General features: G+C 71.3%; 24 protein-coding genes. 13 read left to right on the top strand and 11 right to left on the bottom strand.

What is annotated here, in order from left to right; genetic code table 11:
• The first annotated feature begins 38 nt into the window (after nt 1-38).
• The 3 genes from lspA to Sfulv_RS06485 are packed head-to-tail and all read left to right on the top strand — an operon-like array spanning nt 39 to nt 2082.
• On the top strand, nt 39-644 hold the full coding sequence (gene lspA, locus Sfulv_RS06495) for a signal peptidase II (RefSeq protein ID WP_173312649.1): 606 nt from the start codon (nt 39-41) through the stop codon (nt 642-644).
• Nucleotides 645-667: 23 nt separating this feature from the next.
• Complete coding sequence (locus Sfulv_RS06490; protein ID WP_173312646.1) at nt 668-1609, top strand: RluA family pseudouridine synthase; 942 nt, start codon at nt 668-670, stop codon at nt 1607-1609.
• Nucleotides 1606-2082 carry a GNAT family N-acetyltransferase gene (locus Sfulv_RS06485; protein WP_173312643.1) on the top strand — a complete coding sequence of 159 codons (477 nt, stop codon included), beginning with the start codon at nt 1606-1608 and terminating at the stop codon, nt 2080-2082. Before Sfulv_RS06490 ends, Sfulv_RS06485 begins: the two co-directional genes overlap by 4 nt.
• Before the next feature lie 103 nt (nt 2083-2185).
• Here Sfulv_RS06485 and Sfulv_RS06480 read toward each other — a convergent pair whose 3' ends face one another.
• The gene (locus Sfulv_RS06480; RefSeq protein WP_173317632.1) at nt 2186-3322 is read right to left on the bottom strand and encodes a mechanosensitive ion channel family protein; all 1137 of its coding nucleotides are present in this window, start codon (nt 3320-3322) and stop codon (nt 2186-2188) included.
• Nucleotides 3323-3367: 45 nt separating this feature from the next.
• On the opposite strand from Sfulv_RS06480, the gene Sfulv_RS06475 reads away from it, so the two are divergent.
• Nucleotides 3368-3937: a dienelactone hydrolase family protein gene (locus Sfulv_RS06475; RefSeq protein WP_173312640.1), complete on the top strand. Its 570-nt coding sequence runs from the start codon at nt 3368-3370 to the stop codon at nt 3935-3937.
• A gap of 60 nt (nt 3938-3997) precedes the next feature.
• On the opposite strand, the gene Sfulv_RS06470 is transcribed toward Sfulv_RS06475, so the two are convergent.
• From Sfulv_RS06470 to Sfulv_RS06450, 5 genes are all read right to left on the bottom strand, one after another.
• The gene (locus tag Sfulv_RS06470; protein ID WP_256668816.1) at nt 3998-4996 is read right to left on the bottom strand and encodes a zinc metalloprotease; all 999 of its coding nucleotides are present in this window, start codon (nt 4994-4996) and stop codon (nt 3998-4000) included.
• A gap of 286 nt (nt 4997-5282) precedes the next feature.
• Nucleotides 5283-6932: an alkaline phosphatase D family protein gene (locus Sfulv_RS06465; RefSeq protein ID WP_173312637.1), complete on the bottom strand. Its 1650-nt coding sequence runs from the start codon at nt 6930-6932 to the stop codon at nt 5283-5285.
• A gap of 135 nt (nt 6933-7067) precedes the next feature.
• Nucleotides 7068-7883: a DsbA family protein gene (locus tag Sfulv_RS06460; RefSeq protein ID WP_173312634.1), complete on the bottom strand. Its 816-nt coding sequence runs from the start codon at nt 7881-7883 to the stop codon at nt 7068-7070.
• Nucleotides 7884-7931: 48 nt separating this feature from the next.
• Nucleotides 7932-8648, bottom strand: coding sequence for a hypothetical protein (locus Sfulv_RS06455; protein WP_173317628.1), 717 nt, complete (start codon nt 8646-8648; stop codon nt 7932-7934).
• Nucleotides 8649-8713: 65 nt separating this feature from the next.
• Complete coding sequence (locus Sfulv_RS06450; protein ID WP_173312631.1) at nt 8714-10039, bottom strand: DUF2252 domain-containing protein; 1326 nt, start codon at nt 10037-10039, stop codon at nt 8714-8716.
• Between the two features lie 157 nt (nt 10040-10196).
• Here Sfulv_RS06450 and dnaE point away from each other — a divergent pair, with 157 nt between their 5' ends.
• Nucleotides 10197-13736 (top strand): DNA polymerase III subunit alpha, encoded by a 3540-nt coding sequence (gene dnaE, locus Sfulv_RS06445; protein ID WP_173312627.1) that lies wholly within the window; start codon nt 10197-10199, stop codon nt 13734-13736.
• 91 nt (nt 13737-13827) lie between these two features.
• On the opposite strand, the gene Sfulv_RS06440 is transcribed toward dnaE, so the two are convergent.
• Nucleotides 13828-14010, bottom strand: coding sequence for a hypothetical protein (locus tag Sfulv_RS06440; protein ID WP_173312624.1), 183 nt, complete (start codon nt 14008-14010; stop codon nt 13828-13830).
• A 256-nt stretch (nt 14011-14266) separates the two neighbouring features.
• Between Sfulv_RS06440 and Sfulv_RS06435 the strand changes: the two genes are divergently transcribed.
• From Sfulv_RS06435 to Sfulv_RS06420, 4 genes are all read left to right on the top strand, one after another.
• Nucleotides 14267-15520, top strand: coding sequence for an NYN domain-containing protein (locus Sfulv_RS06435; protein ID WP_173312621.1), 1254 nt, complete (start codon nt 14267-14269; stop codon nt 15518-15520).
• Between the two features lie 98 nt (nt 15521-15618).
• The gene (locus Sfulv_RS06430) at nt 15619-16602 is read left to right on the top strand and encodes an ABC transporter ATP-binding protein (protein ID WP_173317624.1); all 984 of its coding nucleotides are present in this window, start codon (nt 15619-15621) and stop codon (nt 16600-16602) included.
• Between the two features lie 168 nt (nt 16603-16770).
• A complete protein-coding gene (locus Sfulv_RS06425; protein ID WP_173317626.1) occupies nt 16771-17499 on the top strand; it encodes an ABC transporter permease in 729 nt (242 codons plus the stop codon).
• Nucleotides 17500-17602: 103 nt separating this feature from the next.
• Complete coding sequence (locus Sfulv_RS06420) at nt 17603-18313, top strand: ABC transporter permease (RefSeq protein WP_173312617.1); 711 nt, start codon at nt 17603-17605, stop codon at nt 18311-18313.
• A gap of 165 nt (nt 18314-18478) precedes the next feature.
• Here Sfulv_RS06420 and ybaK read toward each other — a convergent pair whose 3' ends face one another.
• The 4 genes from ybaK to Sfulv_RS06400 form a co-directional block, all read right to left on the bottom strand.
• Nucleotides 18479-18976 (bottom strand): Cys-tRNA(Pro) deacylase, encoded by a 498-nt coding sequence (gene ybaK, locus Sfulv_RS06415; RefSeq protein ID WP_173312614.1) that lies wholly within the window; start codon nt 18974-18976, stop codon nt 18479-18481.
• A 17-nt stretch (nt 18977-18993) separates the two neighbouring features.
• Nucleotides 18994-19773: an LON peptidase substrate-binding domain-containing protein gene (locus Sfulv_RS06410; RefSeq protein WP_173312611.1), complete on the bottom strand. Its 780-nt coding sequence runs from the start codon at nt 19771-19773 to the stop codon at nt 18994-18996.
• A 5-nt stretch (nt 19774-19778) separates the two neighbouring features.
• Entirely contained in the window at nt 19779-20819 is a 1041-nt protein-coding gene (locus Sfulv_RS06405; RefSeq protein WP_173312608.1) for a hypothetical protein, read from the bottom strand.
• Nucleotides 20820-21029: 210 nt separating this feature from the next.
• Nucleotides 21030-22634 carry an oxidoreductase gene (locus Sfulv_RS06400; RefSeq protein WP_173312605.1) on the bottom strand — a complete coding sequence of 535 codons (1605 nt, stop codon included), beginning with the start codon at nt 22632-22634 and terminating at the stop codon, nt 21030-21032.
• A 146-nt stretch (nt 22635-22780) separates the two neighbouring features.
• Here Sfulv_RS06400 and hisD point away from each other — a divergent pair, with 146 nt between their 5' ends.
• From hisD to Sfulv_RS06380, 4 genes are read left to right on the top strand one after another with little or no spacing between them, the layout of a single operon-like run.
• The gene (gene hisD / locus Sfulv_RS06395; RefSeq protein ID WP_173312602.1) at nt 22781-24103 is read left to right on the top strand and encodes a histidinol dehydrogenase; all 1323 of its coding nucleotides are present in this window, start codon (nt 22781-22783) and stop codon (nt 24101-24103) included.
• Nucleotides 24100-25242, top strand: a complete 1143-nt coding sequence (locus tag Sfulv_RS06390) for a histidinol-phosphate transaminase (RefSeq protein WP_173312599.1) — start codon at nt 24100-24102, stop codon at nt 25240-25242. Before hisD ends, Sfulv_RS06390 begins: the two co-directional genes overlap by 4 nt.
• Complete coding sequence (gene hisB, locus Sfulv_RS06385) at nt 25239-25835, top strand: imidazoleglycerol-phosphate dehydratase HisB (RefSeq protein ID WP_173312596.1); 597 nt, start codon at nt 25239-25241, stop codon at nt 25833-25835. The genes Sfulv_RS06390 and hisB overlap by 4 nt, the downstream gene beginning before the upstream one ends.
• The gene (locus Sfulv_RS06380) at nt 25832-25999 is read left to right on the top strand and encodes a CG2302 family histidine operon protein (protein WP_173312593.1); all 168 of its coding nucleotides are present in this window, start codon (nt 25832-25834) and stop codon (nt 25997-25999) included. Before hisB ends, Sfulv_RS06380 begins: the two co-directional genes overlap by 4 nt.
• Nucleotides 26000-26003: the final 4 nt, after the last annotated feature.

Genomic DNA, 26003 nt, shown 5'->3' with positions numbered 1-26003 from the left:
CCTCGTCCTCAGTCAGGCACCTAGGTTGAGGGACTCACGTGGCAGAGGCGGAGCGCATCATCGATACGCCGGACATTCCTGATGCCGGGGGGGCTGACGGGGCAGGGGCCCAGCAGCCCGCCGACGGCACGGCCGTCTCCGAGGGCACGGGCGGCAGGGGCAAGCGGAAGATCCTCGTCCTGTTCGGCGTGGCCCTCTTCGCCTATCTGCTGGACCTGATCAGCAAGATGATCGTGGTGGCGAAGCTGGAGCACCAGGAGCCGATCGAGATCTTCGGCGACTGGCTGAAGTTCGACGCCATCCGGAACGCGGGCGCCGCGTTCGGATTCGGCGAGGCGTTCACGATCATCTTCACGTTCATCGCCGCCGCGGTGATCGTGGTGATCGCCCGGCTGGCCCGCAAGCTGTACAGCCTGCCGTGGGCCATCGCCCTCGGGATGCTGCTCGGCGGTGCGCTCGGCAACCTCACCGACCGCATCTTCCGGGCGCCGGGAGTCTTCGAGGGGGCCGTCGTCGACTTCATCGCCCCGGCCCACTTCGCCGTCTTCAACCTGGCGGACTCCGCGATCGTCTGCGGCGGCATCCTGATCGTGATCCTCTCCTTCAAGGGCCTGGACCCCGACGGCACCGTGCACAAGGACTAGCAGGCGCAAGGCATACTCGACAGGTGAGTACGCAACCCGAGGTCCGCACCCTGCCCGTACCCGATGGCCTGGAAGGCGAGCGGGTCGACGCCGCCATCTCCCGGATGTTCGGTTTCTCCCGCACGAAGGCCGCAGAGCTCGCAGCCGCCGGGAAGGTCCAGGTGGACGGTTCGGTCGCCGTGAAGTCGGACCGGGTGCACGGCGGTGCCTGGCTGGAGGTCGAGATGCCGCAGGCGGCCGCTCCGGTCCAGATCGTCGCCGAGCCCGTCGAGGGCATGGAGATCGTCCATGACGACGACGACATCGTCGTCATCATGAAGCCGGTCGGTGTGGCCGCCCACCCGAGCCCCGGCTGGACGGGCACCACGGTCATCGGCGGTCTCGCCGCGGCCGGGTACCGCATCTCCACGTCCGGCGCCGCGGAGCGCCAGGGCATCGTGCACCGGCTGGACGTCGGTACGTCAGGGCTGATGGTCGTCGCCAAGTCGGAGCGGGCGTACACGCTCCTCAAGGCACAGTTCCGCGACCGGGTCGTCGACAAGAAGTACCACGCGCTCGTCCAGGGCCACCCGGACCCGATGAGCGGGACGATCGACGCCCCCATCGGGCGCCACCCCAACCACGACTACAAGTGGGCGGTCACGGCCGAGGGCAAGCCGTCCGTCACGCACTACGACCTCATCGAGGCGTACCGCGCCGCCAGCCTCCTCGACATCAAGCTGGAGACGGGCCGCACCCACCAGATCCGGGTGCACATGTCCGCCCACCGCCACCCCTGTGTCGGGGACCTCACCTACGGCGCCGACCCGACGCTGGCCAAGCGCCTCGGCCTGACCCGGCAGTGGCTGCACGCCGTCCGCCTCGGCTTCGAGCACCCCTCCGACGGCAGCTGGGCCGAGTTCGCCAGCACCTACCCGGCCGACCTCCAGAACGCCCTCGACACGATCGCGGCCGAGAGCGAATGACCGGCCGGCCCGCCCCGTACAGCACCCGCAGGGCTCTCGGCGAGGCCGACCTCGCGGCCTGCTTCCAGATCCGCAAGGACGTCTTCGTGGGCGAGCAGCAGGTGCCCGAGGAGATCGAGTACGACGCCCTCGACGCGACCGCGCTCCACGTCCTCGCCGTGGCGGCCGACGGCTCGGCACTCGGTACGGGACGGCTGCTCCACGGCGCCGACGCGGGGGACAGGACCGGCGGTGACCTCACGGTCGGCTCGCTGGGCCGGCTCGCGGTGACCCGTGCCTCCCGCGGTCTCGGCGTCGGCGCGGCGCTGGTGCGGGCCATCGAGGACGAGGCCCGCGGGCTCGGCCTCGCCGCCGTCGACCTGCACGCCCAGACCCACGCGCTCGGTTTCTACGAGCGGCTCGGCTATGCCGCGTACGGCCCCGAGTTCCTGGACGCGGGCATCTCCCACCGGTCGATGCGCCGCGCGCTCTGACGGCTCTGCCCCGTTGTGACGCCGCCAGGCAGCTTCGGAGGGCTCACCGTAAACCAGATACTGCTGCTCGGAGCCGTGGTCGCCGGTGCTGCGGGCCCCTCCGTCAGCCCCGGCCGGTACGCGCGGCCCCGCCGCCCACCTTCTCCGCGGTGACGGACTCCCAGCCGTCCAGCGGGGAGGGCGCGGGCCACTGCTCGCCCGGAGGCAGCACGGCGGGCGAGGTCGCGATCCGCGGCAGGGCGTACGGATGGTGGTCGCGCAGCCAGGAGATCAGCTGCTCCCGTACCGCGCAGCGCACCGTCCAGATGTCGTCGGCGTCCTTCGCGGTGACCACCGCGCGTACCTGGATCGTCGACGGGGTGGTGTCCGTGACGGCCAGCGACCAGTCGCGGCCGTCCCAGGCCCCGCACTCGCCGAGGACGGTGCGGAGCTGCTCGCGCATGGCGGCGACGGGCGCCGAGTGGTCGAGGTGGAAGAAGACGGTGCCGGTCATCTGGGCCCCGCCGCGCGACCAGTTCTCGAACGGCTGGCTGGTGAAGTACGACACGGGCATCGTGATCCGGCGTTCGTCCCACGTGCGTACCGAGAGGAACGTCAGGGTGATCTCGTCGATGGTCCCCCACTCGCCGTCGACCACCACGGTGTCGCCGAGGCGCACCATGTCGCCGAAGGCGATCTGGAAACCGGCGAAGAGGTTGCCGAGCGTCGACTGGGCGGCCACACCCGCGACGATGCCCAGCACGCCTGCCGAGGCGAGCAGCGACGTGCCGACCGTCTGCATCGCCGGGAACGTCAGCAGCATCGCCGCGATCGCCACGGTCGCCACGACGGCTATGACCACCCGCTGGATCAAAGTCACCTGGGTGCGGACCCGGCGCACCCGCGCCGGATCGCGGGTGGCCGTGGCGTAGCGGGTGTACGACGCCTCGACGATCGTCGCCGCCACCCGGACCACCAGCCAGGCCGAGGTCCCGATGAGCACCAGGGTGAAGACCTGGGCGATCACCGCCCGGTGCCTGTGCACCAGGTCCAGCTGGGTGTGCGGGTAACTGGCGCCCAGCAGGGCGGTGCAGAGCACCAGTTGCAGCGGCAGCCGGCAACGGCGCAGCAGGCCCCACAGGGGGGTGTTCCCCTGCCTGCCGTCGGCACGCCGCAGCAGCAGATCGACCAGCCAGCCGACCAGCAGGGTGATCACCAGCACACCGCCGACGACGATCAGCGGGCGCAGCACGCTCTCCATCCCCTCGTCCTCCAAGCTCTCGGGTACAGCTGGCACCATGGCCTCATGAACATCATGCTTTTCCACTCGATGTACGGACTGAGGCCCGCGGTGCACGCCGCCGCGGACCGGCTGCGGTCCGCAGGGCATCTCGTGCGTGTGCCCGATCTCTTCGAGGGGCACACCTTTGACTCGGCCGAGGAAGGCATGGCCTTCAAGGAGCGGGTGGGCAAGGACGAGCTGCTGCGCCGTGCCGTGCTGGCCGCCGCGCCCTACTCCGACCAGGGGCTCGTGTACGCGGGCTTCTCCCTCGGCGCGGCTACCGCGCAGACCCTCGCCCTCGGTGACGCGAAGGCCCGCGGCCTGCTGCTGTTCCACGGCACATCGGACATCGCGGAGACCGCGTCCGTGGACGAGCTGCCCGTACAGCTGCACGTCGCCGATCCCGACCCGTTCGAGTCGCACGACTGGCTGACGTCCTGGTACCTCCAGATGCAGCGGACCGGCGCCGACGTGGAGGTCTACCGCTACCCGGGGGCCGGCCACCTCTTCACCGACCCGGAGCTGCCCGACCACGACGAGGCGGCCGCCGAGCAGACCTGGAAGATCGCGCTGGGCTTCCTGGCCACGCTGTAGGGGAGAGGTGAGGGGCCCCGCGCGGTGCGCGGGGCCCCTCGTGTGCGTGCGGCCGGGCGGTCAGCCCGCGCGGTAGGCGCTCCAGTACTCGCTCATGCGGGCCACCTGGCCCGTGGTGAACTGGGTCATGCAGGCGTCGTAGGTGTAGTCCATGAAGTTGTGGATCGGGTCGGCGCCCGCCTTGCTCGCACAGCTGTCGCGGCCGGTCGGGCACGCGTAGGCGGGGCTCTTCTCGGCCGGGGTGTCGCCGACGTAGTCGCCGTTCCCGTTGCAGCCGCCCTGGAAGGTGTGGTAGAGCCCCAGCCAGTGGCCGACCTCGTGGGTGGCGGTGTCGCCCTCGTCGTAGTTGGCGGCGGAGCCGCCCGGCAGCGAGGTGTCGAGGACGACCACGCCGTCCATCGACGGGTTGGAGTTGTACGAGCTCGGGAAGGTCGCCCAGCCGAGCAGACCGCCGCCGAGGTTGGCGGTGTACACGTTGAGCGCGTCGGCGCCGCCCTGGCGGAGCGCGGTCTTCATGGCCCGCTCGGCCGTGGAGCCGGAGGACAGGTTGTACCAGGACGCGTTGTCCGTGTAGGTCGTGGCGGCGAGCGTGAAGCGGAAGCCGGAGTCGGTGTTCCCGGCGCCCGCCCCGCTGTACGCGGCGTTGAGGACGTTGAGCTGGTTGCTGACCTGAGTCGCGCTGAGCTTGCCCGTCGCCCCGGAGTGGATGACGTGGAAGTAGACGGGGATGGTCGCCCCGGCCGCGAGGGCCCGGCCGTCGAGGCGGCGGTCCGCCAGCTTCTTCCGGAGATCCGCGTCCATGGCCTTGGCCTTGGCCGCGCTCACCTCGTTGGGCTCGGCGGCGTGGTCGTGGCCGGCCTCGCCGGGGTGCGCCTCCCGGGCGGTCGCGCTCGCACCGGAGGTCTCCTCGCACTCCTCGGCGGACAGGGCCGTCGAGGGTGCGGCGACGGCGCTGCCCGGCGCGGCCGAGAGCGGAGCCAGGGCCAGAGTTCCGGCCAGTACGGCCGCGCTCAGTGCGTGACGGCGCAGGCGGGGCGATATGCGTACAAGAGCGCGCACGATGACTCCTTGCGGACATGTGGGGGAGGTACTTCCTCACCCGCCGCCGGGAGATTACGTGGCCATGTCAGGTCTTGAAGAGAATCGATCAGGCCCAATCATTTGTGGCGCTTACAGGGGGCAATGGGGAGAAAATCTGCGGTCCGTACCAAGGTTTGAGATGAATGTGTAACGTGTGGAGTGACCTCAACGGATGGTGTGTCCGTATTCGGTCCGCCGCCCCCGCCACCCGCCGTCACGCTGTGACCTGTCCTTAACATGACGGCAGATGGCTGAAAATAGCCGGTCAGCGCACGGGGTGGTCGGCGCGCTCGATCCTCTGCGTACCGCTGAGCGTCCGGTAGGAGCGCACCCAGGACGAAGTGGCGTCCGGATTCCGCTTGTCGGAGACCGCGTAGTAGTCCATCTGCGACCGCTCGGCGGTCACATCGAGGACGCCGTAGCCGTGCGAGTCCATGTCGACCCACTTCACATGGCGGTTGGCGGCCTTGACCGCCGCCGCGGCGACCAGCGAGACGGTCTGCGGGGCGACTCGCAGGACGTCGTCCAGATTGTCCGAGGTCACCGAGGTCACGACGAACTCCGTCGCCGCCGAGGCCGACAGCGGATACGTCGCCGCCCTCACCGGTACGTCGTTGGCCCACGCCATGTGGATGTCACCGGTCAGGAAGACCGTGTTCCTGACCGCCCGCTCACGCAGATGCGCGATCAGTTCCCTGCGGTCGTCCGTGTATCCGTCCCACTGGTCCACGTTGACGGCCAGCCCCTCCCCGGGCACCCCGAGCAACTCCGCCAGCGGCGCGAGCAGATGCGCCGGAAGCGCGCCGAACGCGACCGGAGAGATCATCACGGAGGTCCCGACCAGCTGCCAGGCGGCGTCCGAACCGGCGAGGCCCGACTTGAGCCAGTCAAGCTGCGCCCGGCCGGTGAGGGAGCGCTCCGGGTCGTCCACCGCGCCGTCGCCGGCGGACGCCTGCTCCGAGCGGAAGGTACGCAGATCGAGCAGATGCAGATCGGCCAGCGTGCCGAAGCGCAGGCGGCGGTAGACGGTGCCCTCGGTGGAGGCGCGGACCGGCATCCACTCGAAGTACGCCTGCTTCGCCGCCGCCACCCGGTCCGCCCAGGAGCCCTCCGCGCCCGGCGTGTGGTTCTCGGCGCCCCCGGCCCAGGCGTCGTTGGCGAACTCGTGGTCGTCCCAGATCGCGATCACCGGATGGGCCGCGTGCAGGGCCCGGAGGTCCGGGTCGGTCTTGTACTTCCCGTGCCGGGCGCGGTAGTCGGCTAGGTCGAGGATCTCGTGGGCGGGCTCGTGCCCGCGTACCACGTCGGCCTCGGCGGGATACGCCCCCGACGCGTACTCGTAGAGGTAGTCCCCGAGGTGCAGCACCGCGTCGAGGTCGGCGCGGGCGGCGAGATGGCGGTAGGCGGAGAACCAGCCGGACTCCCAGTTGGCGCACGAGACCACGCCGAACCGCAGACCCGGGACGGCCGCACCGGCGGCTGGTGCCGTGCGGGTCCGGCCCGCGGGGGAGAGTGCCTGCTCCCCTTCGCCCGCCGTGAAGCGGAAGAAGTACGCCGTGGCCGGCCGCAGCCCGCGCACGTCGGCCTTGACGGTGTGGTCGGACGCGGCGACCGCGAGCACCGTGCCCCGCGCGGCGATCCGGGTGAAGGCGGCGTCCTCGGCGACCTCCCAGCGCACGGCGGTGTCGGCGCCGCGGCCCGAACCGGGTATCGCGTCGGCCGCCGGGGTGACGCGGGTCCACAGCAGGACCCCGTCCGGCAGCGGGTCACCGGAGGCGACCCCGTGGAGGAAGGCGGGGGCTCCGGCCGCTACGGCGCCGGTCGCGGAGGCGAGGACGGGGGCGGCGACCGCGGTGGCGGCGGCGGCCCTGACCACAGTACGGCGGGTGGGTGAGGAGAAGAGTCGACTGGTCACGGGCGATCACCCTACTGACCGGTACGACGCCCTGGCAGGTGAACGGGCGGGCGAACAGCAGAAGTTCGCCCGCCCGACGGGAGACCGACGTCCGGAATTACTCCCCTGGCGTCCGGCGCTCCGCGTTCCCTCCCGTCACGCCTTGAGCGCCTTGGCGACCGCGGCGTCGAACTCCGCCACCGTCATCGGCGCGTTCTTGCTGCCCTCGGCGGTGATGGCCTTGCCGCCCATCTTCAGCGTCGGAGTGCCCTCGACCCCGCTCTTGTCGAACGCCCCGGACATCTTCATTGCCCAGCTGTCGTACGTACCGTCCTTGACGTCCTTCTCGAAGGCCGCGTTGCCCTTCAGCGCGTCGACCGAGTCCGCCACCTCGATCAGGTAGCTGTCCTTCGCGAACTTGTCCTCGCTCTCCTGCGGGTGGAAGTCCGCCGAGTACAGGGCGGCCTTGTACGCCGTGAACGCCTCGGGGCTGACGTTCAGCGCCGCGCCCAGGGCGCTCAGGGCGTTCTTGGAACCTTCGCCGTTGTCGGTGTTGTCGATGAACGTGGCGCCCACGAACCTGACCTTGTACTTGCCCGCCGCGACGTCCTTCGCGATGGTCTCGCCGACCGTCTGCTCGAAGGTGGCGCAGACCGGGCAGCGCGGGTCCTCGTACATCTCCAGCGTCTTCCGGGCGGCCGGCTTGCCGATGACCACGGTCGTGCCGTCGTCGCCTGAGGCGTTCTTCGGCACGGTCACGTTCTTCGCGTCCGCGGCGGCCTCCCAGCCGGAGGGCTTGTTGAGCTCCGTCACGCCGTAGCCGACACCGCCGGCCACGGCCAGCACGGCGACGACCGATACGGCGACGACGATCTGCTTGCGTGCCTTGTCCTTCTTGGCCTGGCGCTCGCGCTCCGCGCGCAGCCGGTCACGGGCCGCTGCCTTGTTCTCCTGGGTGTTGCGCTTGCTCATGGTGGATCTCCGGGTGTGCGTGGTGTCGTGTGCGGGGGACGTGCGTGCTCAGGCGAGGGCCGAGCGCGGTGGTCCCCTGCGTCCCACGGAGTGCCCCAGGAGGCGGGCGGGCGGGAGCGGGTGCGGGCGCCCCGCCGGGAGCGTGTCGCGCCGTGCGCGGCGCCGGGCGGTGGCCACCACGGCGAACGCGACCAGCAGCGGACGGAACGCGACCGCGGCCGCCGCGCGGAGCAGCTCCGCGAGCGCGGCCTCGCCGCGGCTCAGCCAGGCCGCGGCCAGCAGGCCGACGGTCACATGGGCGGCCAGCAGCAGCCACGGCACCAGCGGACCCGGCGACGCCAGCAGGGCGGCGGCCCGGTCGCCCGTGCCCGTCATCCCGGCCAGCGGGGCGCCGACCGCGTAGGCACCGGCCGGCCGGGCCGCGCCCGCCTCACCGCCACCGCACAGGACGTCCAGCCCCACGGCGCGCAGCGGCCCCGCGATCGGACCGCCCGCAGCTCCGTAGCAGAGGTGCTGACCGGTGGTGAAGACCGTGTCGGCGGCCAGCTCCAAGGGGACCAGCAGCCCCGCGATGGCCCCGAAGCCGCGCTCACGGCCCGCCAGGGCGAAGGCCGCGGCGAAGACCCCGGCGGCCAGCGGGGCGACCACGGTCAGCGGCAGCGGCACCCGGGAGAGCAGCACATGGGACGCGGTCGAGAGCGTCACGACGAGCGCGGTGAAAAGCGCCGCGCGAACCGCCCTGAGCTGCGTCCCTGTCACGTCCATCGTGGAGGAGTGTCCCATGTGCACCTGTAGGCGCTCCTTAAGGCCGCCCGCGCGTACGGGGATCTCTACAGACCGGGGATGCGGCCGTTGCGGAAGAGGTCCACGAAGATCTGATGATCGGTGCGGGCCCGTGCCCCGTACGTGTGGGCGAAGTCCACGAGCAGGCCGGCGAAGCCCTCCTCGTCGGCCGCGATCGCGGCGTCGATCGCCCGTTCCGTGGAGAACGGCACCAGCGAGTGGCCGCTCTCGTCGTCCGCCGCCGAGTGCATCGTCGCCGTGGCCCGGCCGAGGTCGGCGACGACCGCGGCGATCTCCTCCGGCTCGTCGATGTCGGACCAGTCCAGGTCGACCGCGTACGGCGAGACCTCGGCGACGAGCTGCCCCGAACCGTCGAGCTCCGTCCAGCCGAGCCAAGGGTCGGCGTGCGCCTGGAGGGCGCGCTGGGAGATGACGGTACGGTGCCCCTCGTGCTGGAAGTAATCCCGCACCGCGGCGTCCGTGATGTGCCGGGAGACCGCCGGGGTCTGCGCCTGCTTGAGGTAGATCACCACGTCGTTCTCCAGGGCGTCGCTGTTGCCCTCCAGGAGGATGTTGTACGAGGGAAGCCCGGCCGATCCGATGCCGATGCCCCGCCGGCCCACGACGTCCTTCACCCGGTAGGAGTCGGGCCGGGTCAGACTCGAGTCCGGAAGCGTCTCCAGATAGCCGTCGAACGCGGCCAGCACCTTGTAGCGGGTCGCCGCGTCCAGATCGATCGCGCCGCCGTCCGCGGCGAACCGGCGCTCGAAGTCGCGGATCTCCGTCATCGAGTCCAGCAGCGAGAACCTGGTCAGGGAACGGGCGGCGCGCAACGCGCCCAGCAGCGGGCCGTCGGCGGTGTCCAGGGTGAAGGGCGGCACCTCGTCGTTCTTCGCGCCCGTCGCCAGGGCGTGGACGCGCTCCCGGTAGGCGGCGGCGTACACCTGGACCAGCTCGGTGATCTGGTCGTCACCCAGCGCCTTCGCGTAACCGATCAGGGCCACGGACGCGGCGAAGCGCTTCAGGTCCCAGGTGAAGGGGCCCACGTACGCCTCGTCGAAGTCGTTCACGTTGAAGACCAGGCGCCCGTTGGCGTCCATGTACGTGCCGAAGTTCTCCGCGTGCAGGTCGCCGTGGACCCACACCCGGCCGGTGCGCTCGTCCAGATACGGTCCGCCGTCCCGCTCGCGCGCCAGGTCCTCGTAGAAGAGGCAGGCGGTGCCGCGGTAGAACGCGAAGGCCGAACCCGCCATCTTCCTGAACTTGACCCGGAAGGCAGCCGGATCGGCGGCCAGCAGCTCTCCGAAAGCGGTGTCGAAAACGGCGAGAATCTGCTCCCCGCGCCGCGCTGCGCCGGTCTGCGTCTCCGACATCGTGTGGTGCCTCCTGCTGCCTGGCGTTCATGACAAATGGGACGGGCGTCCCCGCCCCTTCAACGCGTGACCGTACCGGGGAGTGCCCCTCGGCTGTCACTGCCAGGACGTAGACTTCCACGCTGTCCCCCCAGTCCGACTCCGGAGGCCCAGCGCCGTGACCAAGCCGCCTTTCACGCACCTTCACGTCCACACCCAGTACTCGCTGCTGGACGGTGCCGCGCGGCTCAAGGACATGTTCGAGGCGTGCAACGAGATGGGCATGTCGCACATCGCGATGACGGACCACGGCAACCTGCACGGGGCCTACGACTTCTTCCACTCGGCCAAGAAGGCGGGTGTGACGCCGATCATCGGGATCGAGGCGTACGTCGCGCCCGAGTCGCGCAAGCACAAGCGCAAGGTCCAGTGGGGGCAGCCGCACCAGAAGCGTGACGACGTGTCCGGTTCCGGTGGTTACACCCACAAGACGATCTGGGCGTCGAACAGCACAGGGCTGCACAACCTCTTCCGGCTCTCCTCGGACGCGTACGCCGAGGGCTGGCTCCAGAAGTGGCCCCGCATGGACAGGGAGACCATCTCCCAGTGGTCCGAGGGCCTGATCGCGTCCACCGGGTGCCCCTCGGGCGAGGTGCAGACCCGGCTGCGGCTCGGCCAGTTCGACGAGGCGGTCCAGGCGGCCTCCGACTACAAGGACATCTTCGGCGAGGGCAGGTACTTCCTGGAGCTGATGGACCACGGGATCGAGATCGAGCGCCGGGTCCGCGACGGGCTCCTGGAGATCGGCAGGAAGCTCGGCATCCCGCCGCTCGTGACGAACGACTCGCACTACACCTACGCGAACGAGGCCACGGCGCACGACGCGCTGCTCTGCATCCAGACCGGAAAGAACCTCTCCGACCCGGACCGCTTCCGCTTCGACGGCACCGGCTACTACCTCAAGACGACCGAGGAGATGTACGGCGTCGACTCCTCCGACGCCTGGCAGGAGGGCTGCGCCAACACCCTCCTGGTCGCCCAGCAGATCGACACCTCCGGCATGTTCGAGGCGAAGAACCTCATGCCGAAGTTCGACATCCCCGAGGGCTACACGGAGATCACCTGGTTCCAGGAGGAGGTCCGGGCCGGCATGAACCGCCGCTTCCCGGACGGCGTCCCCGAGGACCGGCAGAAGCAGGCCGAGTACGAGATGGACATCATCATCCAGATGGGGTTCCCCGGGTACTTCCTCGTCGTCGCCGACTTCATCATGTGGGCCAAGAACCAGGGCATCGCGGTCGGCCCCGGACGAGGCTCGGCGGCCGGCTCGATCGTCTCGTACGCCATGGGCATCACCGACCTCGACCCGATCGAGCACGGACTGATCTTCGAGCGGTTCCTGAACCCCGAGCGCGTCTCCATGCCCGACGTCGACATCGACTTCGACGAGCGCAGGCGCGTGGAGGTCATCCGGTACGTGACCGAGAAGTACGGCGCCGACAAGGTCGCCATGATCGGCACGTACGGAAAGATCAAGGCGAAGAACGCGATCAAGGACTCCGCCCGCGTCCTCGGCTACCCGTACGCCATGGGCGACCGGCTCACCAAGGCCATGCCCGCCGACGTCCTCGGCAAGGGAATCGACCTCAACGGCATCACCGACCCCAAGCACCCGCGCTACAGCGAGGCGGGCGAGATCCGGGGGATGTACGAGAACGAGCCGGACGTCCGCAAGGTCATCGACACGGCCAAGGGCGTCGAGGGCCTGGTCCGGCAGATGGGCGTGCACGCCGCCGGGGTCATCATGTCCAGCGAGCCGATCGTGGACCACGCGCCGATCTGGGTGCGGCACACCGACGGCGTCACCATCACCCAGTGGGACTACCCGCAGTGCGAGTCGCTCGGCCTGCTGAAGATGGACTTCCTGGGTCTGCGCAACCTGACCATCATGGACGACGCCGTCAAGATGGTGGAGGCCAACAAGGGCGTCAAGCTCGACCTGCTCTCCCTCCCGCTGGACGACCCCAAGACGTACGAACTGCTCTGCCGCGGTGACACGCTCGGCGTGTTCCAGTTCGACGGCGGCCCGATGCGTTCGCTGCTGCGCCAGATGCAGCCCGACAACTTCGAGGACATCTCCGCCGTCTCGGCCCTGTACCGGCCGGGTCCCATGGGAATGAACTCCCACACGAACTACGCCGAGCGGAAGAACGGCCGCCAGGAGATCACCCCGATCCACCCGGAGCTGGAGGAGCCCCTCAAGGAGGTCCTCGGCCTCACCTACGGCCTCATCGTCTACCAGGAGCAGGTGCAGAAGGCCGCCCAGATCGTCGCCGGGTACTCACTCGGCGAAGCCGACATCCTGCGCCGCGTGATGGGCAAGAAGAAGGCCGACGAGCTGGCGAAGAACTTCGTCCTCTTCGAGGCGGGCGCCAAGAAGAAGGGCTTCTCCGACGCGGCGATCAAGGCGCTCTGGGACGTCCTGGTGCCGTTCGCCGGATACGCGTTCAACAAGGCGCACTCCTCGGCGTACGGCCTGGTCACCTACTGGACGGCGTACCTCAAGGCGAACTACCCGGCCGAGTACATGGCGGGGCTGCTCACGTCGGTGAAGGACGACAAGGACAAGTCGGCGGTCTACCTCAACGAGTGCCGGCGCATGGGCATCAAGGTGCTCCCGCCCAACGTCAACGAGTCGGTGTCCAACTTCGCCGCCCAGGGCGACGACGTGATCCTCTTCGGCCTGACCGCCATCCGCAACGTCGGCCAGAACGTCGTGGACTCGATCATCAAGACCCGCAAGACGAAGGGGAAGTACAGCTCGTTCCCCGACTTCCTCGACAAGGTCGAGGCGATCGTCTGCAACAAGCGCACCGTCGAATCACTGATCAAGGCCGGGGCCTTCGACGAGATGGGCCACACCCGCAAGGGACTCGTCGCCCACCACGAGCCGATGATCGACAACGTGGTGCAGGTCAAGCGCAAGGAGGCCGAGGGACAGTTCGACCTCTTCGGCGGCATGGGCGAGGAGACGAGCGACGAGCCCGGCTTCGGACTCGACGTCGAGTTCTCCGACATCGAGTGGGAGAAGTCCTACCTGCTCGCGCAGGAGCGCGAAATGCTCGGCCTGTACGTCTCCGACCACCCGCTCTTCGGTATCGAGCACGTGCTCTCCGACAAGTCGGACGCCGCGATCTCGCAGCTCACCGGCGGCGAGCACGCGGACGGCGCGATCGTCACCATCGGCGGCATCATCTCCGGCCTCCAGCGCAAGATGACCAAGCAGGGCAACGCCTGGGCGATCGCCACCGTCGAGGACCTCGCGGGCTCCATCGAGTGCATGTTCTTCCCCGCCACGTACCAGCTGGTCTCGACCCAGCTAGTGGAGGACACCGTGGTCTTCGTCAAGGGGCGCCTGGACAAGCGCGAGGACGTGCCGCGGCTGGTCGCCATGGAGTTGCAGGTCCCCGATGTCTCCTCCGCCGGGACCAACGCGCCGGTCGTGCTGACCATCCCCACGGTGAAGATCACTCCGCCGATGGTCAGCCGCCTCGGCGAGGTCCTCAGCAGCCACCGAGGCGACACCGAGGTACGGATCAGGCTCCAGGGCCCCCGCAAGACCACGGTCCTCCGGCTCGACCGGCACCGGGTGAAGCCGGACCCCGCGCTCTTCGGCGACCTGAAGGTCCTTCTCGGCCCGTCCTGCCTGGCCGGCTGAGACACGGCGGTCGCGACGGGAGGGGCGCCCCGCGAAGAGCGGGGCGCCCCTCCCGGTCGCTCGGGCCGCGGCCGGACCGGGAACGGACCGGTCAGTTGTGGCCGAAGCGCCGCTGGTGCTTACGGGCGACATCCGCGGGGCTGCCCTGGGAACGCGACTGGGGACCGCTCTGTGCCTCGAAGGACGAGGTCTTCGCGTCCTGCGCACCACGCTCAGCGGCCGACGCGGAGCGATCCTGCTGGCTGCCCTGCTTGCGGTTCTTGTTCTTGGCCATGGTGTTCCTCCTAGGGGACTCTCGGGGCCAGGACCGCTGCCAGATTCACATAGCGCCGTATATGCCGCATGTTGGATCATTACCGTGCGTAGTGGTATGCCGTGGTGTCCCGTTTTCCCGATCCGCCACGCCGATGATCGAGTTCCGGACGTTAACCTCCGCGCGGTCGGGCAGACTCCAGGGAACCCCTGAGTGAGCGGGCCGACCTCCCCACGGCCGGGCCCGCCGAGAACCGTTCCCGAATTCCTGGAAGAGGGTGGAACGCGTGGACCGTTGTGTCGTCCTGGTGGACGCCGGTTATCTGCTGGGCGCAGCCGCCAGCCTGCTGGCCGGGGAGCCCGCCCGTTCCCGCATCACCGTCGACCACGCCGCCCTGATCCAGGGGCTGCGCGAACGCGCGGAGGCGGACACCCAGCAACCCCTTCTCCGGATCTACTGGTTCGACGGCGCCCCCGACCGCGTACCGCAGCCGGAACACCGCCGGCTGCGGGTGATGCCCCGCGTCACCGTCCGGCTGGGAGCCCTCACCCGCAGCGACGGCCGCTGGGCGCAGAAGGGCGTCGACGCGGCGATGCACGCCGAGCTCACCGAGCTCGCCAGGAACCGCGCCTGCTCCGACGTGGTGCTCGTGACCGGCGACGGCGACCTGCTGCCGGGGCTCATGTCGGCGAAGGAGCACGGGGTGGCCGTCCACCTCTGGGCCGTGCAGGCCGCGGACGGCGACTACAACCAGTCCGAGGACCTCGTCGCGGAGGCCGACGAACGGCGGGTGCTCGACCGGGCCTGGATCACCAAGGCCGTACGGGCCAAGGAGATCGGCGGGATCTGCGCCCCGCCCCCCGTCCCGCGCCCGGAGATCGCCGCGATCCTCTCCGCGCCCCTCCCCGAAGCCGCGCTGGCGGCATCGGCCGAGCGCGCATCCGAGGCCCAGGCCGCGGCGCGGAACGGGGCCCAGGCGACGGCCGAGCAGGACAGCGGCCCCCCGCCGGGGCCCGGCCACCGCGGCGTCCCCACACCGAAGGACCTGGCGGCCCTGCGCGGTCCCGGCAGCCAGGCCACGCAGCACCCCGGGCCGGCCGCTCCCGCCAACGCCACCCTGCGCTGGTCGTCCGACAAGGGCTGGGTCGAGCGCGGCGGACCGCTCGGCGAACCGGCCGAGACGGCCTCGCTGCCCACCCTCGCCCAGCTCACCAGCGCGGAACAGCGCTGGGCGGACCGGGAGGAGGACATCACGACCGTCGGCGGCGATCCGTTCGAGGTCGGCCAGGTCTTCGCCCGCCGGTGGATGGAACGGCTCCCGGAGACCGTCCACCTCCAGAAACTCTCGACCATGTACCCGCGCATCCCGCACCGCATCGACGGCGAGCTCCTGCGGTACGCGGCGCGGTTCGGGCTGCTCGCCCACAAGGACGACCAGATCGACGAACACGACCGGTACGCGATCCGGGCCGGGTTCTGGCGCGAGATCGACGTGCGGGCCGCCGCGGAGCACGTTCCGCTCGCCGAGTAGCGGCCGGGGCGGTGCGACCCCGGGCGCAATCCGGGGCATCCGACCCCGTACCCTCGTACCTCGTGAGTACCGGCACAGCACAGGCGCAGACCGGGACCGTGTGCGCGGTGCGTGATCTGGTCAGGACCTATCCCGCGGTCCGCGGCCGGCGCGGCGCGGCGGCCATCCCCGAGGTGCGCGCCACCGACGGGATCAGCCTCGATGTCCGGCAGGGCGAGATCTTCGGCCTGCTCGGCCCCAACGGCGCGGGCAAGTCCACCCTGGTACGCCAGCTCACCGGCCTCATGCGGCCCGACTCCGGCAGCGTGGACGTCCTGGGCCACGACCTCGTACGCCATCCCGAGCGGGCCTCCCGGCTGATCGGCTACCTCGGCCAGGAATCCACCGCCCTCGACGAACTGACCGTCTCCCTCGCCGCCGAGACCACCGGGCGGCTGCGCGGCCTCCCGGTCCGCCAGGCACGGGCCGCCCGCGACGACGTCCTGGAGGAGCTGGGACTCACCGAGCTGGCAGGGCGGCCGCTGAAGCGGCTCTCCGGCGGTCAGCGGCGGCTCGCGTGCTTCGCGGCGACGCTGGTCGGGGAACGGCCCGTCCTCGTGCTGGACGAACCCACCACCGGTATGGACCCCGTCGCCCGGCGTGCCGTCTGGGCCGCCGTCGACCGGCGCAGGGCGGAGCGGGGAGTCACGGTGCTGCTCGTCACCCACAACGTGATCGAGGCCGAGACGGTGCTCGACCGGGTCGCGGTGCTGGAACGGGGCAAGGTCATCGCCTGCGACACCCCTCACGGGCTCAAGGAACAGGTGGCGGGAGAGGTCCGGGTCGAGCTGGTCTGGCGCGAGCGGGCCCCGATGGACGTACCCGAGGTGGCGGCGCTGCGCGGCTCGGCCACGGAGTCCGGGCGGCGCTGGGTGCTGCGGCTGGCGCCCGACGAGGCGCGGGCGGCCGTGGCGGCGGTGACGGGCGGGGCGGCGTTCGCCGCGCTGGACGACTTCACGCTGGCCACGCCCAGCCTGGAGGACGTCTACCTGGCACTGGGCGGGGACGCGGTCAGGGCGACCGAGGGGCTGGTGAAGGCGTGAACGTACACGTGTCTCACGCGACTCGCGTATCTCAGGTATCCAAGGGGAGCGGCGCCAGGTGACGAGCATTGTTCGCGCGGAGGCGGGGGTGGCGGCCGAGCGGTTCCGGGCTGCCGGACCGGTCGGCACCCCGCTCCCCGCGCCGGCCCCGCTGGCCCCCGGGCGCGGCTGCTGCCCGCGCTCGCCGCCGTGTACCGGGCCCAGCTCTCGCGGGCCCGGGTCGCCCAAATTCCGCTGCTGTTCGTGGCGACCTTCCAGTCCGTCGGGATCATGGTCCTGATGCGGGGCGTCGTGGACGGCGGGTCCGAGGCGAGGGCCGTCGTCGCGGGGTCCAGCGTGCTGGTCGTGGCCTTCGTCGCGCTGAACCTGCTCGCCCAGTACTTCGGCCAGCTGCGGGCCGGCGGCGGGCTCGACCACTACGCCACGCTGCCCGTGCCGCCGGCCGCGGTGGTGCTGGGGACGGCGGGGGCGTACGCGTCCTTCACGGTGCCCGGCACGATCGTGACGGCCGTGACCGGCAGTGTGCTGTTCCAGTTGCCGATGGGCCACCTGTGGGTGCTCGTCGCCGTGGTGCCGCTGTCCGGGGCGGCGCTGGCCGGTCTGGGGGCGGCGCTCGGTCTGCTGGCGCCGCGCCAGGAGTTCGCCACGCTGCTCGGGCAGCTCGGCATGTCCGCCGCGCTGCTGCTGGGTGTGCTGCCGGCGGAGCGGCTGCCGCAGCCGGTCGGGTGGGCGCGCGACCTGCTGCCGTCGACGTACGGGGTGGAGGCGCTCGCGCGGTCCTTCGACGCGAGTCCGGAGTGGGCGGTGATCGCGCTGGACCTCGCGGTGTGCGCGGTGGTGGGGGTGCTGTCGCTGGCGGTGGCCACGTGGGCGTACCGGCGGGCCGCGGTTCGCTAGCGGTTCGCCTCGCGGGTCCGGGGGTGCGGGGTGCCCGGCTGCGGGTGGCCGGGGGATTCGGTCCGGTGCGGCGCGGCACAGGGTCACCTGGCACGATGGCACGGTGACCGCACCTCTGACGCCGCCGCACCAGCCCTCGTCCAACGATCCGTGGCAGACGCCGCCGTCCGGGGCCTCTCCCGCGCCCGGTCCTGCGCCGGCGCACGGCCGGGAAGCGGCGACGGAGCTGCGGCAGGCCGCCGTGATCACCGCCCTGCTCACGGCCGCGGGGCTGCTGCTCGGGCTCCTGTGGCTGTGGCTGGCGCCCCGCGTGCCGCTGGTCTCCGACGACACGGCGGTCTTCCTCAAGAACAGCGAGGGCGAGGAGGCGGTGGCGGCGGACGGCACGTTCGTGCTGCTGGCGCTCGGGTTCGGGGTCGTGGCCGCTTTCGCCGTGTTCTTCTACCGGCGCAGCGGGGGCATTCTGCTGGTGGCCGGGCTGGCGCTCGGCGGTCTGCTGGGGTCGCTGCTGGCCTGGGGGATCGGCGTCTGGTTCGGGCCTTCGTCGGATGTGGTCGCCCGGGCGCGGGAGGCGGGGAAGGGCGTCGCCTTCGACGCGCCGCTGGAGCTGCATGCCGCGGGGGTGGTGCTGGCGTGGCCGATCGTGGCGATGCTGGTGCATCTGGGGCTGACGGCGCTGTTCGCTCCGCGGGATCCTGAGGGGGAGTGGGCGCCGGAGGCGCCGTGGGGGGTGGCGGAGGGGTCGGAGGGCGCCGAGGGTTCGGACGGCTCCGAGGGTTCCGATGCGGGGCCTGGGGAGTCTGTGCGGCGCTAGCCCGTGCGGGTGGGCGAGTGGCGCCTGCGGCGGGCGTTTTCCCCTACCCGCCCCTTCCCGAACCCGGGGCTCCGCCCCCGACCCCGGTCCTCAAACGCCGGACGGGCTGAGAACGGCGCTGGAAGTACCCTCACGCGCCGGGCAGGCTGAGCGATGCCCCGGGGATCACTTGCGGGCGATCGTCGCCAGCGTCGCGTTCGTCAGTGCTGCCAGGTCCGCGGCCGTCAGTTCCACTTCCAGGCCCCGGCGGCCCGCCGAGACGCAGATCGTGGCGTGGGAGCCGGCCGAGGCGTCCAGGACCGTGCGCAGGCGTCTGCGCTGGCCCAGGGGGGAGATGCCGCCCCGTACGTAGCCCGTGGTGCGTTCCGCCGCCGCCGGGTCCGCCATCGTCGCGCGCTTGCCGCCCACCGCCGATGCCAGGGCCTTCAGGTCGAGCGAGCCCGCCACCGGGACGACCGCCACGGTCAGTTCGCCGTCCACCTCGGCCACCAGGGTCTTGAACACCCGGTCGGGACAGACGCCCAGGGCCTCCGCCGCCTCCTCGCCGTAGGACGGGGACGACGGGTCGTGCTCGTAGGCGTGGACGGTGAAGGCGGCGCCCGCCGCGGTCAGGGCGACCGTGGCGGGGGTGCCGCCCTGCTGCTTCTTCGGCTTCTTCGCCACGGTGCGGGGTCCTCGGATCAGTTGGGGTGCGTGGGAGCCCGGGTCAGTTCCACCGCGGGCAGCGACGGCAGATGCCGGATGACCGCCGTCTCCCGGCGCAGCAGGGTCAGCTCCTCCCGGAGCCGGGTCGCGGTGTCCGGGGCCTGGAGCAGCCGCTGCTTCGACGGGATGTCGAGTACGGCCGCGGCGGCCACCAGGTACGAGACCACCGAAGGGTCGTCGGGGAGGTCCGCTCCAGTCGTCAGCGAGCGTTCGCTGGCCCCGGCCAGCCGCTTCTGGTAGCTGCGGAAGGCCCGCAGGACTCCCTCGGCGAGTGCGCCGGCCTCCTCGGCCCCGCTCGTGCCGCCGCTCTCCTCGTCGCCCGGCTCCTCGGTCAGTTCCTCGACCTCGGCCGTGAGGTAGGGGCCGCTGGCGTCGACGGAGAGGAGTTTCACCCTGACCGTGCCGGTGGCCAGGACCTCGAAGCTCCCGTCCGCGCGCTCGCGGATCTTCGCGGCGTCCGCGACGCAGCCGACCCGGTGGAAGGACTGGATCGGGTCGGGGCCGAAGCCGTCGGCCGGTTCGCGGTCGAGGGGGACGGCCGCGGTGAGGCCGTCCGGCATCCCGGTGGCCGTCGGAGCGAGTTCCCGGCCGTCGCGGATCGCGACCACGACGAAGCGGCGCGCGTCGTCCTCGTCGGTCTGCAGCAACGCGCGCATCATGGCGCGATAACGCTCCTCGAAGACGTTGAGGGGCAGCACGAGGCCGGGGAACAGCACCGCGTTGAGCGGGAAGAGGGGGAGGCGAGCGGTGGTCACAACGGTCAAGCGTAATGGCCACGCGCGCGGCCGCGGCCTTCCCGGCTGCGCAAGGGGGTCGCGGAGGCCACCTGGAGCCGTGCGCCGTCCCTCGCGTCGAGGAACTGGCCCAGCGGATCGTCGGACACCGAGGACCACGGGAACGAGGTCGCGTGCGGTCCGATCAGCCGGAACTGCTCCAGGGCCTCGCCCCACCGCCCCCGCACCACGAGCACGTACGCCAGGAGGTTGCGCGTCTCGGCGGGCCAGAGGTCACCGGGCCGGTACGCCGCCGAGAGCCGGATGGCGAGATCGGCCGCGGCGTCGATCCGCTCCGCGTGGACCGCGCTGGTCCGCGCCGCCGGGTCGCCGTCGAGCAGCAGGGCGGAGGCGGCCCGTAACGGCAGGGCCTGCACCAGCGAGTCGGGCAGGGCGTCCTCGGCCGCCCGCTCCGCGAAGTCGAAGCACTCGCGGTGCGAGCCGTACCAGGCGGCGGAGAGGTAGCGCAGGGCCGCGACATGGCAGCCGTAGTGGTGCGGGGAGCGCCGTACGGCCTGCTCCCACAGCGCCTCGAACACGGTGTGCGTCGCATGGGTGCCCCGGGCGTGGTCCAGGGCGAGGCGCCACGGCACCGGGTCGCCCGGCTGGGCCTGGGCCGCGGCCGAGATCAGCGGGCCCACCTCACGCAGCCGCTCGGCGCGGGCGGGCGACTCCCAGGCCCGGCGGACGGCGAGCCCGGCCTTGACGAGGAGCGCGTCCGGGTCGCGGGGGGCGGCGGTGAGCCACGCGGTGAGCCAGCCGTCGCGGCTGTGCGCGAAGGTGACCAGGCGGGCGAGGCAGCGGTCACGGGTCTCCCACTCCGCGCCCTCCCGGGTGGCGGCGAGCAGTCCGGCGGCGGGCTGGTACGCGCCGAGGGCGGCGGCCACCAGTGCGGGGGACAGCCGCTCGTCGGGGGCGTCGAGCAGCACCGCGTCATCCACGGGCAGTCCGGCGGACAGCTCGGGGCTGTACCGGATCATGCGCGTGGTGCTGAGCAGAGCGCGAAGGAATGGCATGGTGCAGACCATTGAAAAGTGCTGGTGAGAGGCGCGCCAGAGGGGCGAGGTGAAGCTTCTGTGCCGAGTGGGAGGGTTGCCCTGGACAGGGTCAAGAAAAGGCAAAGGAAATGCCGGACTCTGGCTTGAATCCGACCTGGCGGTGACGTCTCCCCGTTCGGCGCCGCACCCCCACGACCCTTGTCCCACCCGGCCGTCAGCCCTTGCGGTGCGGCTTTCGGATCAGTGCCGGCGCAGCAGACGCGAGGCGCCTGCGGCGACCGTCGTGGCCAATATCCAGCCCAGCAGGACGAGGGCCGCTCCCGCCCACTGCCAGCCGCCCTCCAGACGCCAGTAGCCGTCCTGGCCGAGGTTGATCACAGGCACCAGCAGATCGAGCGCGTAGAGCGAGGGGTTCCACTGCGGATGCTCGTCCTTCTTGATCGACGCCGGGTCGTAGTGGGAGAACGCCACGGCGCCGGCCGCCCACAGCACCGCCATCCACACCGCCGCCCGCCCGGGGCGGTAGCCGTACGCCACCGTCCAGTCCTGAAGGTGGCCCCACAGCCGGGCGGCCGGCGGCAGCGTCTCCCGGCGCCGCCGCTGCTTGGCGAGCAGCACCTCCCGGGCGTCCGCGTCCTCCCCGCAGCTGCGCAGGACGGCGGCGAGCCGCTCGTACGGCTCGGGTACGTACTCCGGGGTCGCCGCCTGCACCCATTCCAGCCGCCGGGAGAGCGGGAAGTGCCCGTACGGGACGAGGTTCTCGTACACGAAACCGCCCATGGCCAGGCCGCCCGGCCCCGGCCAGCTGGTCGACACGTCGATGAGCGTGACGACCTTCGCGCCGTTCAGCACGACCCGGCCCTCCTCCGGGCGCTCCGCGTTGAAGCGCAGCTCGGGCACGACGATCCTGCGCAGCGACAGCTCCTCGTGCCTGGCCAGCACGAACCGCGCCTTGTGCAGATCCACCGCGTCCCCGAACCTGCCGTCGTCCAGCCGCACCCCGCCCCGGCACTCGAAGATCTGGGAGCGGCTGCCGCGCGCCGGGGTGCCCGTCGACCGGGTGACGCCGTACGGGGGAGTGGTGTTCTGGTTCCCCGTCTCGACGCTCACCCACGCCTCGGTCATGTACAGCGTGCGTTCGACGGTCAGCTGCGGGGCGTTCAGCGCCCGCCGCCCCTCCGTGCCCCGCAGCCTGCTGCCGCGCAGACTCAGCGAACCGCCGACCTTCGCGCCCCGCAGGCTCAGCTCGCCGCGCGTCTCGACCATCTCGGCCTGGAGGTCCTGCGCCACCGAGAGGCCGTCCGCGGTGAAGGCGCGGCCCTGCCGGTCGGGACCGACGCTTATCTGGTTGATCAGCAGGTCCGTGCCGATCTGGGCGTCCGTGAGCCGGATGCCGCCGTCGATCCGGCAGCGCGGCAGATGCAGATCCCCCTCGGTGTGCAGCCGGGCCGCCTCCAGCCGGGGAATCGCGCAGCCGACCATCCGCAGGGTCGTGAAGTGGCACTCGGGCAGCACCACCTCCTGCTCGAACCGGCAGCCCGTCAGCTCGACGTACGGCGAGACACGCCCGCCCGCCAGATCGAGCAGCCCCGTGACGCGTACGCCCCGGAGCTTCAGCGCCGCCACCCGGCCGGGCCGCGGCGCGGGCCCGCTCAGCAGCAGCCTGGCCACCACCCGCGCGCCGACGCTCCGCTCCGGCCCCCAGAGGTGCGCCGCGAACGGATCGTCGCGCACCGGGTCATGGGTGCGCAGGTCGTAGGTGGTGCCGTTCCGGAAGGACTGCCACATGCCCAGCTCCGCTGCGCTGAGGCCGTCCGGGATATCGCCATCCTGCGGCTCGGTCACTGCCGTCCCCTCTTGCAGACGCCGTACGTGTGTTCTTCCCCCTGCGTGACGGCCTGAACGCTAGTAGTCAGCAGTGACAGCCGGGGCATGTATCAGCCAGTGATACGGAGGTCCGGGCGCCCGGAACGGTCTGCGAGAATTGCGGGGTGATCTCTCGAATCGATCTGCGCGGCACCGCCCTCCCCGAGGGCGGCGACCTGCGCGACCTGCTGCCCCGAGCCGAGTTCGACGTGGAAGCCGCCCTGGAGACGGTGCGGCCCATCTGCGAGGACGTACGCCATCGCGGCTCCGCGGCAGTGATCGAGTGGGGGGAGAAACTGGACGGCGTACGCGTCGAGTCGATCCGGGTCCCGGCCGCGGCCCTCACCGATGCGCTGGAGCGGCTCGACCCCGCCGTACGGGCCGCGCTGGAGGAGTCGATCCGCCGTACCCGGATCGTCCACCACGAGCAGCGCCGCACAACGCACACCACTCAGGTCGTCCCGGGCGGCACGGTCACCGAGAAGTGGGTGCCCGTCGAGCGCGTCGGCCTCTACGTGCCGGGCGGGCGCTCCGTCTACCCCTCGTCCGTCGTCATGAACGTCGTACCGGCCCAGGAGGCGGGCGTCGAGGGGATCGCCGTCTCGTCCCCGCCGCAGAAGGCGTTCGGCGGCCTTCCGCACCCGACGATCCTGGCGGCCTGTGCCCTGCTCGGGGTGGACGAGGTGTACGCGGCGGGCGGCTCCCAGGCCGTCGCGATGTTCGCGTACGGCACCGAGGACTGCCTGCCCGTGAACCTCGTCACAGGCCCCGGCAACATCTACGTCGCCGCGGCCAAGCGCCTCCTCAAGGGCCGCATCGGCATCGACGCCGAAGCCGGCCCGACCGAGATCGCGATCCTCGCCGACTCCACCGCCGACCCGGTGCACGTCGCCGCCGACCTGGTCAGCCAGGCCGAGCACGACCCCATGGCCGCCGCCGTCCTCGTCACCGACTCGGCCGAGCTCGCCGATGCCACCGAGGCCGAGCTGGCATCGCAGATCGCGGCCACCAAGCACGTGACGGACCGCATCGGGCCGGCCCTGGCCGGCCGCCAGTCCGCGATCGTCCTGGTCAACGACCTGGAGGACGGCCTCAAGGTCGTCGACGCCTACGCCGCCGAACACCTGGAGATCCAGACCGCGGACGCCGCCGCCGTGGCGGACCGGGTCCGCAACGCGGGTGCGGTCTTCGTCGGCCCGTGGTCGCCGGTCTCCCTCGGCGACTACTGCGCGGGCTCCAACCACGTCCTGCCCACCGGCGGCTGCGCCTGCCACTCCTCGGGCCTGTCCGTGCAGTCCTTCCTGCGCGGCATCCACATCGTCGACTACACCCGTGACGCGCTCGCGGAGGTCACCCACCACGTGGTGACCCTCGCCGAGGCGGAGGACCTCCCCGCCCACGGCGCCGCGCTCAAGGCCAGGTTCGGGTGGAAGGTTCCGCAGCGGTGAGAGACGACAGCACCACGGGCAACGCCTGGGACGAACTGCCCATCCGCGACGAGCTGCGCGGCCAGTCCCCCTACGGGGCGCCCCAGCTCGACGTCCCCGTGCGCCTGAACACCAACGAGAATCCGTACCCGCTCCCCGAGGCGCTGGTCGACCGGATCGCCGAGCGCGTCCGCGAGGCCGCCCGCGACCTCAACCGCTACCCCGACCGCGATGCCGTCGAGCTCCGTACCGAACTCGCCCGCTACCTCACCCGCACCGCCGGGCACGAGGTCGGCCCCGCCGGCGTCTGGGCCGCCAACGGCTCCAACGAGGTGCTCCAGCAGCTGCTCCAGACCTTCGGCGGCCCCGGCCGCACGGCGATTGGCTTCGAACCCTCCTACTCGATGCACGCCCTCATCGCGCGCGGCACCGGAACGGGCTGGCTCTCCGGACCGCGCAACGAGGACTTCACCATCGACGTGGCGGCGGCCCGCGAGATGATCGCCGAGCAGCGGCCGGACGTCGTGTTCATCACCTCGCCCAACAACCCCACCGGTACCGCCGTCGACGCGCGGACCGTCCTCGACCTGTACGAGGCGGCGCAGGCGGCCAAGCCGTCGATGGTCGTCGTCGACGAGGCGTACGGTGAGTTCAGCCACCACCCCTCGCTGCTCCCGCTCATCGAGGGCCGCCCCCACCTGGTGCTCTCGCGCACGATGTCGAAGGCGTTCGGCGCCGCGGGACTGCGCCTCGGCTACCTCGCCGCGGACCCGGCCGTCGTCGACGCCGTACAGCTGGTGCGACTGCCCTACCACCTGTCCTCCATCACCCAGGCCACCGCGCTCGCCGCCCTGGAACACACCGATACGCTGCTCGGGTACGTCGCGCAGCTCAAGAGCGAGCGCGACCGGCTCGTCGACGAGCTGCGTGCTCTCGGCTTCCAGGTGACCGAATCGGACGCCAACTTCGTCCAGTTCGGCCGCTTCGCCGACAGCCGCACCGCCTGGCAGCGCATTCTCGACCAGGGTGTCCTGGTCCGGGACAACGGGGTGCCGGGCTGGCTGCGGGTCTCCGCGGGGACCCCGGCCGAGAACGACGCGTTCCTCGATGCGGCGCGCACGCTTGTCACTGAGAACGCCAAGAAGGAGCACGAGGCATGAACCCCCGCGTAGGCCGCGTGGAACGCACCACGAAGGAAACGTCCGTGCTCGTCGAGATCAACCTCGACGGCACCGGGAAAGTCGATGTGTCGACGGGGGTCGGCTTCTACGACCACATGCTCGACCAGCTCGGCCGCCACGGGCTCTTCGACCTCACGGTCAAGACCGAGGGCGACCTGCACATCGACTCGCACCACACGATCGAGGACACCGCCCTCGCGCTCGGCGCCGCCTTCAGGCAGGCGCTCGGCGACAAGGTCGGCATCTACCGCTTCGGCAACTGCACCGTCCCGCTGGACGAGTCGCTGGCCCAGGTCACCGTCGACCTCTCCGGCCGGCCGTACCTGGTGCACACCGAGCCCGAGAAGATGGCGCCGATGATCGGCGAGTACGACACGACGATGACCCGGCACATCCTGGAGTCCTTCGTCGCCCAGGCGCAGATCGCCCTGCACGTCCACGTGCCGTACGGGCGCAACGCCCACCACATCGTGGAGTGCCAGTTCAAGGCGCTGGCCCGCGCCCTGCGGTACGCCTCCGAGCGCGACACGCGCGCCGCCGGAATCCTGCCGTCCACCAAGGGCGCGCTGTGACCGGGCTCAATACGATTCTGATCGTCGTCGGCCTCTTCCTGGCCGGCGGCGTCTACTCCTTCTCGAAGCAGGGCATGCCCAAGGGCCTGGTCGTCCTGCTCGGGATCGGCTCCGTGATGTGCCTGCTGGCGGGCCTTCTGCGGATTCAGGGACTCTGGGACTGAGGGA

The sequence above is a fragment of the Streptomyces fulvorobeus genome (assembly GCF_013167895.1).
GTDB lineage: Bacteria > Actinomycetota > Actinomycetes > Streptomycetales > Streptomycetaceae > Streptomyces > Streptomyces fulvorobeus.
The sequence above is the reverse complement of the archived record's forward strand: the minus strand, read 5'-3'. Positions and strand labels throughout refer to the sequence as shown.